Consider the following 16207-nt stretch of genomic DNA (forward strand, 5'->3'; position numbering starts at 1 on the left):
ATCCATGAACAAGCTAGAGCTGCTGCGCACCTTCGTACGGGTGACCGAATTGTCGAGTTTCACCCAGGCCGGTGAAAGCCTCGGCCTGCCGCGCTCCACCGTGTCCGAGCATGTGCAGGCCCTGGAAGAGCTGCTCGGTGCGCGACTGTTGCAACGCACCACGCGCAAGGTGCAGGCGACCCAGGATGGCCGTGTGTTGTATGAACGCAGCAAGGACCTGCTGGCGCATATGGAAGAGCTCGAGGGCCTGTTTCGCCAGGATGAGACCCAACTGGCCGGGCGCATTCGAGTAGACATGCCTAACGTCATGGCACGCAGCGTGATCTTGCCGAACCTGCCCACCTTCATGGCGCGCCATCCTCTGATCGACATGGAGATCAGCGGTTCGGACCGCCAGGTGGACCTGATCGCCGAAGGTTTTGATTGCGTGGTGCGCGTCGGCGCCCAGCCCGATCAAACCGTGGTAGCGCGGCGGGTGTGCAGCATGCCGATGGTCAACTGCGCGAGCGCGGCGTACCTGCAACGGTATGGCGTGCCCGAAACCCTGGCAGACCTGGCGCATCACCAGTTGGTGCATTATGTGCGGCCGCTGGGCGCACGCTCGGCCGGGTTCGAATACATGGTGGGCAACAAGGTGCAGCGGCTGCCGATGGCAGGCCGGGTGACGGTCAACAGCACCGACGCCTATCAATCGGCGTGCCTGGGCGGGTTTGGCATCACCCAGGTGCCGCAGCTCGGGATACGCGACTTATTGGCCAGCGGCGAGTTGGTGGCGGTGCTGCCCGACTACCAAGCGCCGCCCTTGGATGTGTCGTTGCTGTACGCCGGCCAGCGGCATCTGCCGTTGCGAGTGCGGCTGTTCATGGACTGGTTGACCGCCACCCTGCAAGCTCATCTTTAACGGCGTGCCGACAACTGCTGGGGCGCCAGAAACGCGTCGTGGAAGTAATCCCGGAACGCTTGCATCGCTGGGGTAAACGCGCGCTCGCGGTGCCAGGCCAGGCCGACGCTCATGGGTGTGACCGGGTCGGTCACGGTCAGGGTTTCGATGCGTTTGCCTTCCAGGGACCAGGGCCGGTGCACCAGGTCTGACAGGATCGCCACGCCGCTGCCGTTGGCAACCATGCTGCGCACCGCCTCCACTGAGCTGGTGCGCAGCCGCACCTTGGGCGTTTGCCCGGCCTGTTCCCAGTAGCGCATGGCGCTGTGTTCGGCTTCGTCGACGGTGAGCAAAATGTAGGGTTCCTGGGCCACGTCGGCCAGGCTCACGGCTCCGCGTTCGCACAACGGGTGATGGCTGGGCAGCCACAAGCGGCGCTCGGAGTTGAACAGAATTTCCGAGACGATATCCGCGTGGGTAAGGTTGGCGGTCAGCACCACGGCCATGTCGAACTGGCCGTCGAGCAGGCCCTGTTCGATGGCCTGGCGCTCCTGTTCGAACACCTCGATGGTTACGTCCGGATGCCAATGCTCCATGCGCTGTAAATGGTGCGGCAGGAAATAACCCAGCACGGTGTAACTGGCCGCCACCCGCAGCACGCCGCTGGCGCGGTAGTCCGGCAACGGGCTGTTGAGGGCGTCCTCCACGCTGCGCACAATCACATAGGCACGGTTGAGAAAATGCCGCCCGGCGTCGGTGAGGTTCATGCCTTGGGCCGAGCGCACGAACAACTGCACGCCGAGCATGGCTTCCAGCTCCTTGATCGCCGTGGTCACCGCCGATTGGGAAATATTCAAGTGAATCGCCGCCTGGGATATCTGGCCGATCTCGGCGGTGGCGACGAAGTAGCGAACCTGGCGCAAGGTTAAAGACATATCGCACTCTGCTTATTGATCGTTCCCATGCTCTGCGTGGGAATACCTCTTGTGGCGCTCCGCGTCCCGGTCTCAAGTGCGGACGCAAAGCGTCCATGGCTGCATTCCCACGCAGAGCGTGGGAACGATCTGGGGTCGAGGATAAAAAGCTATCTGATTTTCAGAAGATGGGCCATCTGATAATAGATCTTCCCAAGGGGTCAAGCCCCGGCCTACTTTGCGGGCATCACCTTTGGCGGAGCGACCCTGATGCAGGCAGTGGATTTCAATTCAGACATGGGCGAAAGCTTTGGCCCCTGGACCATCGGCGACGGCGTCGACGCAGAGCTGATGGGCTATATCAGCTCGGCCAATATCGCCACCGGCTTTCACGCTGGCGATCCGGGCACCATGCGCCGCACCGTCGAGCGCGCCAAGCAACTGGGTGTGGCCATCGGCGCGCACCCAGGCTTTCGTGACCTGGTGGGTTTCGGTCGCCGGCATATCAACGCACCGGCCCAGGAACTGGTGGACGACATGCTCTACCAGCTCGGTGCCCTGCGTGAAATGGCTCGTGCCCAAGGCGTGACCCTGCAACATATCAAGCCTCACGGCGCGCTTTACATGCACCTGGCCCGTGATGAAGAGGCCGCCCGGCTGTTGGTGCAGAACCTGCAAATCATTGAGCCCACGCTGATGCTGTACTGCATGCCCAACTCAGTGATCTGGCGCATCGCCAAGGAACTGGGGCAGCCGGTGGTGCGCGAGTTCTATGCCGACCGTGAATACGACCTGAGCGGCTCCATCGTGTTTACCCGCAATGTGCGGGCGCTGGCCCCAGCCACAGTGGCCGCCCGGGTCTTGCGTGCGTGTCAGGCCGGCCTGGTACGTACCGTCGAAGGCGAAGACCTTGCGATCGAATTCGATTCCATCTGCCTGCACAGCGACACCCCTGGCGCCCTGGATCTGGTGGAGGCTACCCGTGAAGCCTTGGACCAGGCGGGTATCGACGTCAGAACACCCCGATAAGATCCAACCCTTACTTTTTTGCCTGCCTTTCTACAAAGATTCCAAGAGGAACAGACATGGCTGAAACGTCCCCCATCCGCTATAGCTTCGGCGGTGATGAACATCTGTTTGCCGAGGTCAGCGACAGCATGTCCCTGGAGGCTTTTTTCAAGGGCATGGCGGTGACCCGCGCCGTGGAGCGCCTGGCACTGGAAGGCGTACTGGATGTGTGCCTGGCCAATGCATCCTTCCAGATTCGCTTCGACCCTGACCGCATCGCCCCTCACGCGCTGCTCGACGCCGTGCAAAGCGCCGAAGCCCAGGCCGTGGCCGAACGCACCTTGCGCACGCGCATCATCGAAATCCCGGTGCTCTATAACGACCCCTGGACCCACGAAACCCTGATGCGTTTTCGTGACCGCCACCAAGACCCCAGCGGCACAGACCTGGAATACGCGGCACGCATCAATGGCCTGGCCGACGTGGACGCGTTCATCGCCGCCCACAGTGGCGCGCCGTGGTTTGTGTCGATGGTCGGCTTTGTCGCGGGCTTGCCGTTCATGTTCCAGATGGTCGAACGCGAGCGGCAATTGCAGGTGCCCAAATACCTGCGGCCACGCACCGACACACCGAAACTGACCCTGGGCCATGGCGGTTGCTTTGGCTGTATCTACTCAGTGCGAGGGGCGGGCGGTTATCAGATGTTCGGCGTTACCCCGGCACCGATCTACGACCCGGCGCAGCAGTTGGCGTACCTCAAGGAGCACATGGTGTTCTTCCGCCCTGGCGATATCGTGCAGTTCAAGCCGATGGACCGCGAGGCATATGACCTGGCGGTCGCCGAGGTGGACGCCGGGCGTTTCGACTTGCGCATTCGCCCGGTGGAGTTTTCCCTGGATGCCTTTCTCGCCGACCCCATCGGCTATCCGAAAACCCTGCAGGAGGCGCTGGCATGATCAAGGTCCTCAAACCCGGCCTCGCCACCTCCGTGCAGGACCTGGGCCGCGAAGGTTATTACCATTTAGGCATCCCACCATCGGGGGCGCTGGACCAATACGCGTTGAGTGCGGCCAACCACCTGGTGGGCAATCCCGTGGGCGCGGCGGGCCTGGAATGCACGCTGATCGGGCCGGCGCTGGAGTTCCAGCAGGACGCGCTGGTGGCCTTGAGCGGCGCCTTGATGTCGCCGCGCCTGGACGGTGAAGTGGTGCATCAGGACACCGCCTTTGCCGTACGCGCCGGGCAGGTGCTGCGGTTCGAGTTTCCCAAGGCCGGCGCACGCACCTACCTCGCCGTCGCCGGCGGTATCGACGTGCCGTTGGTGCTCGGCAGCCGCTCCACCTACACCCTCGGCGCCCTCGGCGGGTTTAATGGCCGACGCTTGCAGGAGGGCGATCAATTGCCGATCGGTAGCGCCAGCGGTACCGGGCGTGCGGGCAACAGCTTGCCGATGGCGTTGCGGCGTTCGGTCGGCGGCGATGTGACGTTGCGGGTGGTGCCGGGGCTGTATTACGAACGCTTGAGCTTGGAGGCCAAAAGCAGCTTTTTTGCCGAGCCGTGGACGGTCGGCTCCGAGGCCGATCGCATTGGCTATCGCTTCAAGGGCGGCAGCGCGTTGAGCTTCCAGCCGCGGGAACAGCCGTTTGGCGCCGGCTCCGATCCTTCCAACATCGTGGACAGTTGCTACCCGATTGGCTCGATTCAAGTACCGGCGGGGCTGGAGCCGATTGTGCTGCACCGCGATGCGGTGTCGGGCGGTGGCTACGCGATGATTGGCACGGTGATCAGCGCCGACCTGGACTTGATCGGGCAAATGCAGCCCAACCAGCGAGCGGGGTTTGTGGCGGTGAGTCTGGAGGAGGCTTTGGAGGCGCGGCGGTTGTACAAGAAGCGGCTCAGAGCGATGACGGGACTCTTCAATCACTGAACATACGCTTAACCCCTGTGGAAGCTGGCTTGCCTGCGATAGCGGTGGGTCTGCTTGCATTGTCTTGGCTGATACACCGCAATCGCAGGCAAGCCAGTTCCCACCTTTGGGCTTATTTCAATTTGAGAATTTGCGGAATGCCCACCGCCCAGCGATCAGGGTGAAGGTTGCGACCAAGGCCACCAGTATCCAGAAGCCTTCCGGGTCTTGGGACAGGGGCACCCCACCCACATTCATGCCAAAAAAACCGGCAATGATGTTGATCGGCAGCGCCAGCACCGTCACCACCGTGAGGGTAAACAATGTGCGGTTGCTCTGTTCATTGAGGTTGGCGGCAATCTCTTCCTGCAACAGTTTGATGCGTTCGCCCAGGGCGGTCAGGTCGTTGATGATCAGCGCAAACTCCTCGGTGGATTTGCGCAATTCCTTCACGTCTTCCTTTTGCAGCCATTGCGGCGGGCGATTGAGCAGGCGTAGCAGCGAGCCCGGCTCCAAAGCCAGCAGGCGTTGCAGGCGCACCAGCACGCGGCGGGCGGCGCCCAGTTCGGCACGGTTGGTGGACAGGCGCGAAGACAACAGCTGATCCTCGATTTGGTCAACGCTGATGCTGGTCTTGCGCACGATCTGCGTCAGCACTTCGCCCTGGTCGCGCAGCAGGTGCACCAACAGCTCCAAGGGGGAGCGAAAGTGTTCGCCGGCCTTCACCGACGAGCGCAATTTATCCACCGAGTGCAACGGCTGCAGGCGTGCGCTCACCAGCAAGCGGCTGCGCGCGCACACCCACAGCGTGGAAATATCCGACGACACCATGCTGCTGAAGTTGAACACCACATCGTTGACCACGGCCAATAAGGCCGAGTCCACATGCTCGATGCGCGTGGAGCGTGAGCCTTCATGCAAGGCTTCAAAAAACTCTTCTGGCAATGACAGATGCGCCTGCATCCAGCGCTCGCAGGCGGCGTGCGCCAGGTTCAGGTGCAGCCACAGGAATTCGTCCGGGTCTGGCGGTTGCTGTAAGGTGGCGAGGGCGGTGGCGGAATCAATTTGTTGGCCTTTCTCGCCGGGGCGAAAACGAAAACCGTAAAGCAGGCCAAACAGATCGGAATCTTGATGGCCGTGGTCGATGCTGTGGTTCATGGCGACTCGCAGAGAAAGGGCCTGTAGGACGTTTCACAGGTTCCTGAGCGAATCATTGCAAGGTGGTATGACGGTTATGTGACGGTTTGAGGCGCGCATAAAAAAACGCGCCACCCGAAGGTGGCGCGTTTTTTCAAGGTTCAACTCAGGTGTCTTGCTTGTTTTCCAGCACGGCACCGGTCTTGGCGTCGAGCTTCACATCCCATTTCTTGCCGGTGGTGTCGGTCAGGTCCACTTCGTAGACCAGCTTGCCAGCTTCGTGATCCAACTCGGTATCGTTGATGGTAGCGCCGGCATGTTGGGCGACGGCGGCGGCGTTGAGCTTTTCGAACGCCATCACTTCACCGGTCTTGAGCAGGCTGGGAATCTGGTCTGGACGAACATCAGCCTGGGCCAGGCCGGCGGTCAAGGTCAGGGCAGTAGCGGCGAACAGGGCGGTCAAGGTTTTCATGGTGTATGTCCTTCTTAGGTTGAGCTGTTTAAGTGGCGCCAGATTAACCAGCGCAACTTAACTCAGCCTTAATGGCTCACTGACACCAACGCTTTTAGTACTTATGGTCGTTGAGCAGGTCTTGCACGCTGGACGACGGCCAGCGCTTGTAGAACTTCAACAGCTCGGCGGCGCGGTTGGTAAAGATGCCATCGACGCCGGCCTTCATGACCTTCTCGAAGTCCACCGGCTCATCCACGGTATACACATGCACTAGCAGGCCCTTGTCGTGGGTCAGCTTGTTCATTTCCGGCTTCACCAGGTCGGTGTAGCTCTGGTCGCCGTGGTCGGTCAGCTCAGCCGACGGGCCGGTTCCGATGGCGCCGAGGCTTTTGGCCTCATCGACCCACTTTTCGAATTCGGCGGCGTCTTTGGGCTCTTGCTTGGCGTAGTAGGCGGCCTTGGTGGCTTCGCCAGACTCGGCGAAGGTCACTTTGGATTTGGGCTCGATGCTGCCTTCACCTACCCACAACAGCAGGATTTTCGGGGTGTTGGGCATTTCCTTCTGCAGCTCTTTAAGGCTGGCGGTTTCGAAGGTTTGCAGCACCACGCGGCCCTTGCCTTGGCCGACACCGGTGTTGCTCTTGCCCAGCTTGGAGCCGGCGGAGCTCAGCCAGCCTTTGTCGAGCAGCTTGTTTTTCAGGTCGGCTTCGATACCGGGGAACTGCTTGGGCTCCTTGGTCTCGATGTACAGGCCGGGTTTGTGCGAGGGGTTGCCTTCGGCGATCTTGATGATGTCGTCCAGGCTCAGGATTTTCAGGCCAACGAAACCAGGGCGCGCGCGGTCCGGGTAGGCGGCGTTGAACCAGCTGCCGGCGTCGAGGGTTTGCAGTTCTTTCCAGGTGAATTCGTTGGCAGGCGCGTCTTTGCGCTCGGGGAACTTGGTGGCGACGTCGGTGGTGCGCTGCAGGTTGTTGTCGTGCAGGGCGAACAGTACGCCGTCCTTGCTGCGTTGCAAGTCCAGTTCCAGGTAGTCGGCACCCAGGTCGCGTGCAACCTTGTAGGCAGCGGCGGTGGATTCAGGCGCATCGTAGGAAGCACCACGGTGAGCGATCACGGCAGGGTAGGGAATGCCTTCGTTTGTCGCCAATTCGGCCGGGCTGACCGGCTCGGCAGCCTGTGCCTGGCCAAGGCCGAGCATCAACGCCAGCAGCAAGGCGCTTTTGGAAAACGTGACAGGCATATGCGAAGTCCTTTCGTGGAGGTAACTTTGAGAAGGTGTCCTTTTTAACAATTGATTGCGAACGGCGCTATCACCAAACCGACATTAACGTGCGCACCGGCCAATTTTGTCGACTTTTTTGCAGGGTGTTGCAGTATTCTTACGGGTAGCTGCCCCGCCAGAGGGCGGTATTTTCTGCCACGCGTGTAAACCATCTTTCCAGTCCCTGTGGGACTTTTCAGTGAGGTTTACCATGCGCATCACTTCCGAGCTTATCTGCCAGGCCGCCGACCAACTCCAGGGATTTGTCGGCCTCAACCGCAAGACCGGCCAGTACATCGTACGATTCAGCGAAGACTCATTCGGCATGGACGTGGCCGATGACGGCATCATCCCCACGGCCGAGTTCGTCTGGCTGCCGGCCGCCGACCACACCATGACCCTGTGCCGAGCGCGCCTGCAGTTGTTGCTCGACCAGAATATCGACGAACGCATCAACATCACCGAGCCGCTGCGTGTGTATATGCGCCGGGTAGAGATCCCGCAGATCAGCGCGTTGCGTAGTTTGGTGAGCTGAGCGTCCGCGATTGCTAACGATGACGAGCAAATGTGGGAGCTGGCTTGCCTGCGATAGTATCACTGCGGTTTCACTGCATCACCGAGGTGTCTGCATCGCCGGCAAGCCAGCTCCCACCGGGTTCGGTGATTCAAGTGGAGAAGGTGTAGGCCCGCTCTACCTTGCATACCCGTGTGTGAAACGCCTCATACCAGGTGGCCCGCCCTTGCTCGCGCACCTGCCGATGCTCGGCCTGCTGTTTCCAGGCCAGTATCGCCGCCTCACTGGCCCAGTAGGACACGGTGATCCCCAGTCCATCCTCCCGCGCCGATTCCACCCCAAGGAACCCCGGTTGTTGCCTGGCCAGTTCCAGCATGCGTGTGGCGGCCTCGCCATAACCCAGGTCGGCGCCGGTGCGCAGCGAGCTGAAAATTACCGCGTAATAAGGTGGGGCGGGTGTCTTGGCGATCATACCGATACCTCCTGGCAGGCCTCGAGCAGCGCAATCGCCAGCGGCGGCGTGATGCCCTTGAGTGCGGCGCGTTCGGGCTGGAACAGGGTGGCGACGAAGAACGGGTGGTCGAGCAGTTCCACCGCGCGCAGATCGCCCGCCGAATCGTGGCCGGTGGGAATCAGGTTGGCGTCCAGCAGGGCGTCGGCAAAGGTGGGGTTGATGCCGTAGCGGCACCGGTAACCCTCGTGGATGTCCAGGCTGCCGTAGGCCTGGGCAATGCGTGTGTACGGGGCCAGGCGCACGGTGTCGCTCACCTCCACCAGGGAGCAGTTCAGCGGCGTGATGACAGCGCGTTCAGCATCCGGCATTAATTCGCCGTGCTGGGCATCGGCCCAGCCGAGCACATGGCGCGCATATTCCAGCACGGCATGTTGAAAACCGCCGCAGGTACCGAGGAAAGGGCGACCTTGTTCGCGGGCAAAACGTATCGCCCGTAAGGCGCCGTCGACATCGCGATAGGGGCTGCCGGGCACGCACCAGAAACCGTCGAAGTCGCTCAGGGCAGAAGTGGAGGTGAGGGCGTCGGTGGCCAGCCATTGCACTTGGACGTTTAGGCCCAGAGCGTCGGCGGCCTGTTGCAGGGCCATGGGAATGGCTTGGTGGGCGGTCACATCGGGGTTGTAGTCACCGATCAGGGCAAGGTGCAGCGCGGGGGTTGGCATCATGTACGTCCATGACTTGTGGTGGGGTGATACCCACTATAGATTGGCGCTCACGCAATCAATATTGGCGTTTGCCCATATGTTCAATGCAGTCACGCACTATCAAATCGACTACGCCGACCTGTCATTGATCCTGGCCCTGGTGCGCGGCGGTACCCTGGCGCGGGCGGCGGCGCTGCTGCGGGTCGATGTGTCCACGGTATTCCGTGCGGTGCGGCGGCTGGAGGCGGCGCTGGGCCAGACCCTGTTTGAAAAAAGCCGTGCCGGTTATTTGCCCACCAGCCTGGCGAGCAACCTGGCCCAACAGGCCGAGCGTGCCGAACAGGCGCTGGAGGCGGCGCGTATTGGCGTGGAGCAGGGCGGTGAAGTGATCAGCGGTACCGTGCGCCTGACCTGCACCGACTCGGTGTTGCAAGGCTTGCTGTTGCCGGCCCTCGCGCAGTTCATGCCGGCCTACCCGGCGTTGACCCTGGAACTGAGCACCTCCAATGACTTCGCCAACCTCAGCCGCCGCGATGCGGATATCGCCCTGCGCCTGACCAAGACGCCGCCAGCGCATCTTGTCGGACGTTGCCTGGGTGCGGTGACCTACCAGGTGTGTGCCAGTGCCGACTATGCGCGCCTGCACCCAGACCATGAGTGGGCCGACCTGGCCTGGATCGCGCCGGACGATTTTTTACCCGATCACCCCACCGTCATCTGGCGCCGTGAGCATTTGCCGGGCGTGCGTCCCCGTTATCGGTGCAACAGCATGCAGTCGGTGACCGAATTAGTGCGCGCGGGGTTGGGCGTGGCGGCGCTGCCGGAGTTTCTGATGGGCGATGGCCTGCAACCGCTGGGCCCTGCGCTGGCAGGGCACGATACGGCGCTGTGGTTGTTGACGCGGCCTGATTGCCGGGCGTTACGCTCGGTGGTGACGCTATTTGATGAACTGGGGCGGCATGTGCGCTGGCTGCGAAGTTAACCTGCAGACAGCCAGCGCCAATGGCTCAGCGATTGCCCCGCTCATTGGCAAACGCACTTACCGCTTGTACTGCTTCGCCGGTGCCTTCGCGAATCTGCAGGATCACCGTGCCGGCCTGGTTGGCCAGTTCCACACCCTGGGCGGCGCGGTCGCGGGTGGCGTCCATGCTGTCGATGGCTTGGCGGGTTTCGTCCTGGATCATGGCGATCATGCCGGAGATTTCGGCGGTGGAGCCGCTGGTACGCGCCGCCAGTTGCCGCACTTCATCGGCCACCACGGCAAAGCCACGGCCCTGCTCGCCGGCGCGGGCGGCTTCAATGGCGGCGTTGAGGGCGAGCAGATTGGTCTGGTCGGCGATGCCGCGAATGGTATTGACGATGGCGGTGATCTGTTGCGAGCGTTCGCCGAGTTTGGCGATCAGTTGCGAAGAGGTGTCGATATCCACGGCAATTTCGCGCATGCCGCTGGCGGTTTTCTGAATCACCTCGGCGCCTTTTTCCGCCATCTCCTGGGTGTTCAACGACAGGTGGTAAGCCTGGGCGGCGCTCTGTGCGTCAGCGGCATGCTGTAGCACGCGGGCGGTGACATCCGAGGCGAACTTCACCACTTTGCACAGGCGCCCGCTGGCGTCGTACACCGGGTTGTAGTTGGCTTCCAGCCACACGACCTGGCCGTGTTTGTCCACCCGCTCGAACTGGCCATTGAACAGCTCGCCCTGGTTCAAGCGCTTCCAGAACTCGCTGTAGGCCGCACTGTTGGCCAGCTCGGGTGTGCAAAACAGGCGGTGATGCTTGCCCTGGATCTGCGCCAGGCTGTAGCCCATGCGCTGCAGGAAATTGTCGTTTGCGGTGATGATGGTGCCGTCGAGGTTGAACTCGATCATCGCCATGGCGCGGTCGATGGCTTCGAGCTTGGCGTTGGCTTCGCTTTCGGCTTGCAGACGCGGGGTGACGTCCATGGCGTATTTCACCACTTTGATCACATTCCCCGCCTCATCCCGTACCGGGTTATAGCTGGCTTCCAGCCACACCGAGGCGCCGTTGGCGCCTACTCGTTCAAAGGTGCCCGACTGGAATTGGCCGTTTCGCAGGTGCGTCCACAGCTGGTTGTAGTCCGCGCTGCGGGCGAACGCCGGGGTACAGAACATCCGATGGGGCTGGCCCAGGATCTGTTCGGCGCGGTAGCCCATGGTCTTGATGAAGTTGTCATTGGCGCGCAGCACGGTGCCTTGCAGGTCGAATTCGATCACGGCCATGGAGCGTTCGATGGCGTCCAGCAGGCTGGTCTGTTGGGCGAGGCTGTGTTGCAGGGTACTGATGGTTTTCTTGTGAGCGTTGAATAGCATGGTGGAGGGCTCGGGCATGCAAGCGTATGCGGGGTCCATGTATTTGCGCCTGACCCCGTAGGGCCCCTGGCCTTACGGTTGACTTGCTCATTGCCAGCTTCCTGATGCTGACAGAGGGGGGTAGAACAACGGTGTCAGAGTGATCAACCGACCTGGAAGTTCGCCCGTCAGGCAGGACTATTTTGACCAGGCGACCAATGGCGGCATTATGCTATTGCGGCAAGCCGGCGAATGAAGTTTCAGACGAGGTGTCATCAGACAACTCAGGCCGGATGGGCGGCCACGCAACGGGCGGAATACGCCAAAACGCTCTGCAATAACGCGCCTTAGTATGAGGGCGGAGTGCTGACTTCGTAGCCGGCCAGGAACAGGTCGATGGCTGATTCGATAACACCTGCCTGGGCGGCGGGGTCGAGGGTGGGCTGGCCGAGGGTAATCTGCGGCCAGAATGCAAAGGCCTTGAGCAGGCTTTGGATCTGGTGGGCGGCGAACCCCGGGTCGGTGCAGGTGAGGCGGCCGTCTTCCTGGGCGGCGCGCACCCATTGGGTAAAGCCTTCTTCTCGTGCGCTGAGGCGGTTGACCATGTCTTGAGCGCGTTCCGGCGAATGAATGGTGGCAGCAATGGCTACGCGTGCCAGGTCGAGGAAGTTGGCGTCCGACATCATCTGCATTTTCGCTTCCAGCAACGTGCGCAGTTGGTCGCGCAGCGGACGGTCGCTCGTATAGATCACGTCCAGCTGGGCAACGCTGCTGGCCCATAGTTGGTGGAGGATCTCGGCGAACAGTTCTTCCTTGCTGGGGAAATGGTTGTACACCGTGCGCTTGGAAACGCCAGCAGTTGCGGCGATTTTGTCCATGCTGGTGACCTCGAAGCCGTTCTCGCGAAATTCGGCAATCGCCGCAGCCACGATGGCTTCGCGTTTACGCTCGGTGAGGCGTTTGGGGGCAGTCATGGAAGGCATTCGACTCAACAATGAAATTACACCGGGCAGTTTACTTGCTCCGGATTTTGTTGCAATCTAGAAACTACACTGTGCAGTGTAATACTTGAGCGGACCGCCGGAGTCACATCGTCATGGCCACTATTTCAACCCGTCTCGACCCGGCGCCCTCGGCGCCCAAGCCTGCCGAGCAGGGCCTGGGGCACTTCAGCAACGACACTCCGGTGCAGCACGGTGGCTTGGGCAAGACCCTGCGCATTTTCTGGAACATGCTATTCAACAAGCCGCGCACGACACGGCCGGTGGGGCAGATTCCGGTACAGCCACTGACCCGCGAGCAGTTATTGGCCGCCCCTGATCACAGCGTGTATCGCCTCGGCCATTCAACCGTGCTGCTGAAACTGCGTGGTAAATTCTGGGTCACCGACCCTGTGTTTGCCGAACGCGCCTCGCCGTTCAGTTGGGCCGGCCCCAAGCGTTTTCATCAGCCGCCCATCAGTCTTGATGAGCTGCCAGCGCTGGAAGCGGTGATCCTTTCCCATAATCATTACGACCATCTCGACCGTAAAGCGGTGGTCCAATTGGCCGAAAAGACCCGCTACTTCCTGGCGCCCCTGGGCGTGGGTGACACGCTGGTCAAATGGGGCGTAGACGCCAGCAAAGTGCGCCAGCTGGAGTGGTGGCAGGGCATCGAAGTCGATGGCGTTCGTTTTGTCTGCACGCCGGCCCAGCACTTTTCAGGGCGCGGCCTGTTTGATGGCAACCAGACCCTGTGGTGCTCATGGGTAATGATCGACGCTACGCGACGTATATTTTTCAGTGGTGATACTGGCTATTTCGACGGTTTCAAACGCATCGGCGAGCAGTACGGGCCGTTCGACCTGACCCTGATGGAAACCGGCGCTTACAATGTCGATTGGCCCCATGTGCACATGCAGCCGGAGCAAACGCTGCAGGCGCATATCGATCTGAAAGGGCGCTGGCTTCTGCCGATTCACAACGGCACCTTCGATCTGGCCTTCCACGCCTGGCATGAGCCCTTCGACCGCATCATGGCCCTGGCCTGGGAGCGCAATATCTCGATCACCACTCCGGCGATGGGTCAGGCTTTTCGCTTGAACCAGCCTGAGCGCGGGCAAGCCTGGTGGCTGGAAGTGGAGCCTCAACCGGTCAACGAACACGCAGCAAGCTGAGCCGATGGCCCGCTTGGAAAAGAGTTTTTCAGCGAATTTCTGCTCTGCGACAAAGGCCAAATGAGAGTGCGATGATCCCGCGGAAATTTTATTTCCGGGAGGATGTTTCGATGGACAGCCACTGTAAGAAGCTTTGGAAAATAGGGGTGCCTTGTGCCCCAGCCCAACCGCTACCCCCGCCAATGAACGCCGCCGACGTACCCGCTTCACCCCCCCATGCTGCACCCACCTCTATTGTCTTTGGCACCGAACAGGCTGCGGGCGCCATGCTCATCCCAGGGTATAACGCCCTGGCGCCCCATCTACGGCCGGTGCGTGACCCCGCGCTATCACTTGTCGCCCTCAGCGGCGAGGACCCTACCGAACCGGTGATGGTAGAGGTACCGCTCGTGTTGAATAACACCACGTTCACCGCCACGCGGGCGTTGACGGGCTATCGGGTCGGGTATGTCGAGCGCTATGTGCAGGGCAATCACGTTGAACGGGTCGAACACAGTGAGGCCTTGCACCGAGTCTTCGACACCCTGCGCAGGGCCGGTGTCCAATGGGTAGCGGTGGACATGCAGCGCAGCGGCGACAATCAGCAGGCCTGTCGTGAAATCGATGAGCGGGTGGCAGGCCTTCGCCTGGATGCCTTGGTGTCGGAGGATCCAGAAGCCGCCTTTCATAACGCCTCGAAAAGCGGGTACCCCACGGTGTGTGAAACCCTGGAGGATGGCTCCAGAGTCTGGTTTTACGGTGCACGCTGGGCAGGTGATCGTTTGGCGGCACTGGTACGCGCTTACCGCCAGCTACGGCCATAGACGTTATTGAAGACTACGTCGGGCTGGGAAGAGTAGGACGCAGCAGCAGGATTCGCCCGAAATAGTGATGGGGTGTCGGCTCTTAGACTGGTGCGGTGTTATCGACCGATAACGCTCACATCCAGTTAGACAGAGGGGAATTTCATGATCGGACCAGTTTCGGTAAGTGGATGGGCGACAGGCCTGCTTCAGGAACTTGCAAACCCTGTGCAAGGTTTCAAGAGTGCCTGCCAGATGTCATTGGAGATGGGCCAAGGTGGCGGCGTTACCTCAGAGTCACTGTTGAGGGACTCGCTCAAGCAGATTGCCAATATTGATCGTGGGCTACAGGGCGGCAATGCGTTTTTGGAAACCAACCCGGATGCTATGAGGGAGGCGAAGGCCCGCGACCAGGAACGTGCCAATGGCCGCGTACTCAAGCACTTGCATGGCGTGCCGATAGCGCTGAAGGATGTCTTCGAAACCAACGACCGCATGCAGACCAGTGCAGGTTCGAAGGCCTTGGTGGGCGCGCCGGCCACTAAAACCGCCAAGGTTGTCGACAATTTGTTGAAGCACGGGGTGGTGATTGTGGGGAAAACCAATATGAGTGAGCTGTCCAACTTTCGGTCACTATTACCTGTGGATGGCTGGAGCTCCCGAGGTGGCCAGACGCTGAACCCTCATCGACTCGGAGGGCCGGTGGCTGGGTCGAGTTCAGGTTCGGCAGTGGCGGTCGCCCAAGGGCATGTGCCTGTGGCACTGGGGTTGGAAACCAACGGATCGATCATCAGCCCCGCCGCCTACAACGGTGTGTTTGGCCTGAAAACAACGACGGGCCTGGTCAGTACCGAAGGCGTCATGACCAGCACTCGCATGGACGCGGTGGGGACTTTTACCCGCAATATCTGTGATGCGGCCGAAGCGCTTAACGCAATGACCGAGACCACTGCCTACACCAAGGGCCTGCAGTCCGACGCCTTGAAGGACAAGCGAATTGGCTATACCCCTTTACCCGAGTTGTCCGCTGAGGAGGCCAAGGACCCGGCCAAGCGAGCAGACCGCAAGCATTATGAGGCGGCGCTCGACGTGATGAAGGCCCAAGGGGCGATTCTGGTGCCGATGGCGCGGTTGGATGCTGGCGTCCCCGAACAAACCTATGTCGATTATAACAACGCGCTTTTCTCGGAGGTCAAGCAAGCGCTGGAAGGCTACCTGGCTGGGCGAGAAGGTTTGCCGGTCAAATCACTCTCTGAGCTGATTGCTTTTATCAACCGCACCCAGAAACCTGGTGAGCCTGACCAGAAACTGCTGGAAATGATCAATGGGGTGCAGACCAACCAGGAAGATCGCGATGCGCTGTGGAAAGCCATTCTTCCTATATTTCAGAACACCATTGATGACCCCATGAAGGAGCACAAGCTCGACGCCATGGTGTCGAACTTCCAGTCCCACAATTATTTTTTCAGCGCTGCGGCCGGGTACCCAGGCATATCCGTTCCGTCAGGCATGGATGAAGATGGCATGCCCACGGCACTTTACGTGTATGGCTCCGCCAACAGTGAAGCGACCTTGCTGTCAGTCGCCTATGGTTATGAACAAGCCTCACAGGCCATTCAAAAACCGGCTTTTCTCCCAGGTGCTCCCTTCACACCGACACCTGCCAGTACAGAGGACGTGGTTGAGACTACTGACACTTGAGTTTGAATCAGCCTCTGCAGACGGCTGCCTC

At 60.8% G+C, this 16207-nt stretch carries 17 protein-coding genes; 9 read left to right on the plus strand and 8 right to left on the minus strand.

Features of this window, described 5'->3' with window-relative positions:
• Positions 1 to 4: 4 nt before the first annotated feature.
• Positions 5 to 901, plus strand: coding sequence for a LysR family transcriptional regulator (locus APH41_RS07645; protein WP_054918273.1), 897 nt, complete (start codon positions 5 to 7; stop codon positions 899 to 901).
• Here APH41_RS07645 and APH41_RS07650 read toward each other — a convergent pair.
• Positions 898 to 1815, minus strand: coding sequence for a LysR family transcriptional regulator (locus APH41_RS07650; RefSeq protein WP_014719628.1), 918 nt, complete (start codon positions 1813 to 1815; stop codon positions 898 to 900). The genes APH41_RS07645 and APH41_RS07650 overlap by 4 nt on opposite strands.
• Before the next feature lie 249 nt (positions 1816 to 2064).
• On the opposite strand from APH41_RS07650, the gene APH41_RS07655 reads away from it, so the two are divergent.
• From APH41_RS07655 to APH41_RS07665, 3 genes are read left to right on the plus strand one after another with little or no spacing between them, the layout of a single operon-like run.
• Positions 2065 to 2823: a 5-oxoprolinase subunit PxpA gene (locus APH41_RS07655; protein WP_054896725.1), complete on the plus strand. Its 759-nt coding sequence runs from the start codon at positions 2065 to 2067 to the stop codon at positions 2821 to 2823.
• Between the two features lie 56 nt (positions 2824 to 2879).
• Positions 2880 to 3758 carry an allophanate hydrolase subunit 1 gene (locus APH41_RS07660; RefSeq protein ID WP_054896726.1) on the plus strand — a complete coding sequence of 293 codons (879 nt, stop codon included), beginning with the start codon at positions 2880 to 2882 and terminating at the stop codon, positions 3756 to 3758.
• Positions 3755 to 4729, plus strand: a complete 975-nt coding sequence (locus APH41_RS07665; RefSeq protein WP_054918276.1) for a biotin-dependent carboxyltransferase family protein — start codon at positions 3755 to 3757, stop codon at positions 4727 to 4729. Before APH41_RS07660 ends, APH41_RS07665 begins: the two co-directional genes overlap by 4 nt.
• Before the next feature lie 117 nt (positions 4730 to 4846).
• On the opposite strand, the gene APH41_RS07670 is transcribed toward APH41_RS07665, so the two are convergent.
• The 3 genes from APH41_RS07670 to APH41_RS07680 all read right to left on the minus strand — a co-directional run bounded on the left by APH41_RS07670 (position 4847) and on the right by APH41_RS07680 (position 7539).
• Positions 4847 to 5866 carry a transporter gene (locus APH41_RS07670; protein WP_034128490.1) on the minus strand — a complete coding sequence of 340 codons (1020 nt, stop codon included), beginning with the start codon at positions 5864 to 5866 and terminating at the stop codon, positions 4847 to 4849.
• A gap of 145 nt (positions 5867 to 6011) precedes the next feature.
• Positions 6012 to 6317, minus strand: a complete 306-nt coding sequence (locus APH41_RS07675) for a PepSY domain-containing protein (protein WP_034128489.1) — start codon at positions 6315 to 6317, stop codon at positions 6012 to 6014.
• 94 nt (positions 6318 to 6411) lie between these two features.
• Positions 6412 to 7539, minus strand: coding sequence for a glycerophosphodiester phosphodiesterase (locus APH41_RS07680; protein ID WP_034128488.1), 1128 nt, complete (start codon positions 7537 to 7539; stop codon positions 6412 to 6414).
• Between the two features lie 232 nt (positions 7540 to 7771).
• Between APH41_RS07680 and APH41_RS07685 the strand changes: the two genes are divergently transcribed.
• The gene (locus tag APH41_RS07685) at positions 7772 to 8095 is read left to right on the plus strand and encodes a DUF2025 family protein (protein ID WP_014719621.1); all 324 of its coding nucleotides are present in this window, start codon (positions 7772 to 7774) and stop codon (positions 8093 to 8095) included.
• A gap of 130 nt (positions 8096 to 8225) precedes the next feature.
• Here APH41_RS07685 and APH41_RS07690 read toward each other — a convergent pair whose 3' ends face one another.
• Positions 8226 to 8546, minus strand: coding sequence for an antibiotic biosynthesis monooxygenase (locus APH41_RS07690; RefSeq protein ID WP_054918277.1), 321 nt, complete (start codon positions 8544 to 8546; stop codon positions 8226 to 8228).
• Complete coding sequence (locus APH41_RS07695) at positions 8543 to 9250, minus strand: CTP synthase (RefSeq protein WP_054918279.1); 708 nt, start codon at positions 9248 to 9250, stop codon at positions 8543 to 8545. Before APH41_RS07695 ends, APH41_RS07690 begins: the two co-directional genes overlap by 4 nt.
• A 79-nt stretch (positions 9251 to 9329) precedes the next feature.
• On the opposite strand from APH41_RS07695, the gene APH41_RS07700 reads away from it, so the two are divergent.
• Positions 9330 to 10214 (plus strand): LysR family transcriptional regulator, encoded by an 885-nt coding sequence (locus APH41_RS07700; protein WP_054896730.1) that lies wholly within the window; start codon positions 9330 to 9332, stop codon positions 10212 to 10214.
• Between the two features lie 25 nt (positions 10215 to 10239).
• On the opposite strand, the gene APH41_RS07705 is transcribed toward APH41_RS07700, so the two are convergent.
• Both APH41_RS07705 and APH41_RS07710 read right to left on the minus strand, forming a co-directional pair.
• Entirely contained in the window at positions 10240 to 11559 is a 1320-nt protein-coding gene (locus tag APH41_RS07705) for a PAS domain-containing methyl-accepting chemotaxis protein (RefSeq protein ID WP_054918288.1), read from the minus strand.
• A gap of 326 nt (positions 11560 to 11885) precedes the next feature.
• Entirely contained in the window at positions 11886 to 12512 is a 627-nt protein-coding gene (locus APH41_RS07710; protein ID WP_034128571.1) for a TetR/AcrR family transcriptional regulator, read from the minus strand.
• Positions 12513 to 12634: 122 nt separating this feature from the next.
• On the opposite strand from APH41_RS07710, the gene APH41_RS07715 reads away from it, so the two are divergent.
• From APH41_RS07715 to APH41_RS07725, 3 genes are all read left to right on the plus strand, one after another.
• Positions 12635 to 13693: an MBL fold metallo-hydrolase gene (locus APH41_RS07715; RefSeq protein WP_054896731.1), complete on the plus strand. Its 1059-nt coding sequence runs from the start codon at positions 12635 to 12637 to the stop codon at positions 13691 to 13693.
• A 266-nt stretch (positions 13694 to 13959) separates the two neighbouring features.
• Positions 13960 to 14496 (plus strand): hypothetical protein, encoded by a 537-nt coding sequence (locus tag APH41_RS07720; protein WP_233098120.1) that lies wholly within the window; start codon positions 13960 to 13962, stop codon positions 14494 to 14496.
• A gap of 144 nt (positions 14497 to 14640) precedes the next feature.
• A complete protein-coding gene (locus APH41_RS07725; protein WP_229999917.1) occupies positions 14641 to 16176 on the plus strand; it encodes an amidase family protein in 1536 nt (511 codons plus the stop codon).
• Positions 16177 to 16207: the final 31 nt, after the last annotated feature.

Origin of the sequence: Pseudomonas sp. NBRC 111138 (assembly GCF_001320835.1) — a bacterium.
GTDB lineage: Bacteria > Pseudomonadota > Gammaproteobacteria > Pseudomonadales > Pseudomonadaceae > Aquipseudomonas > Aquipseudomonas paracarnis.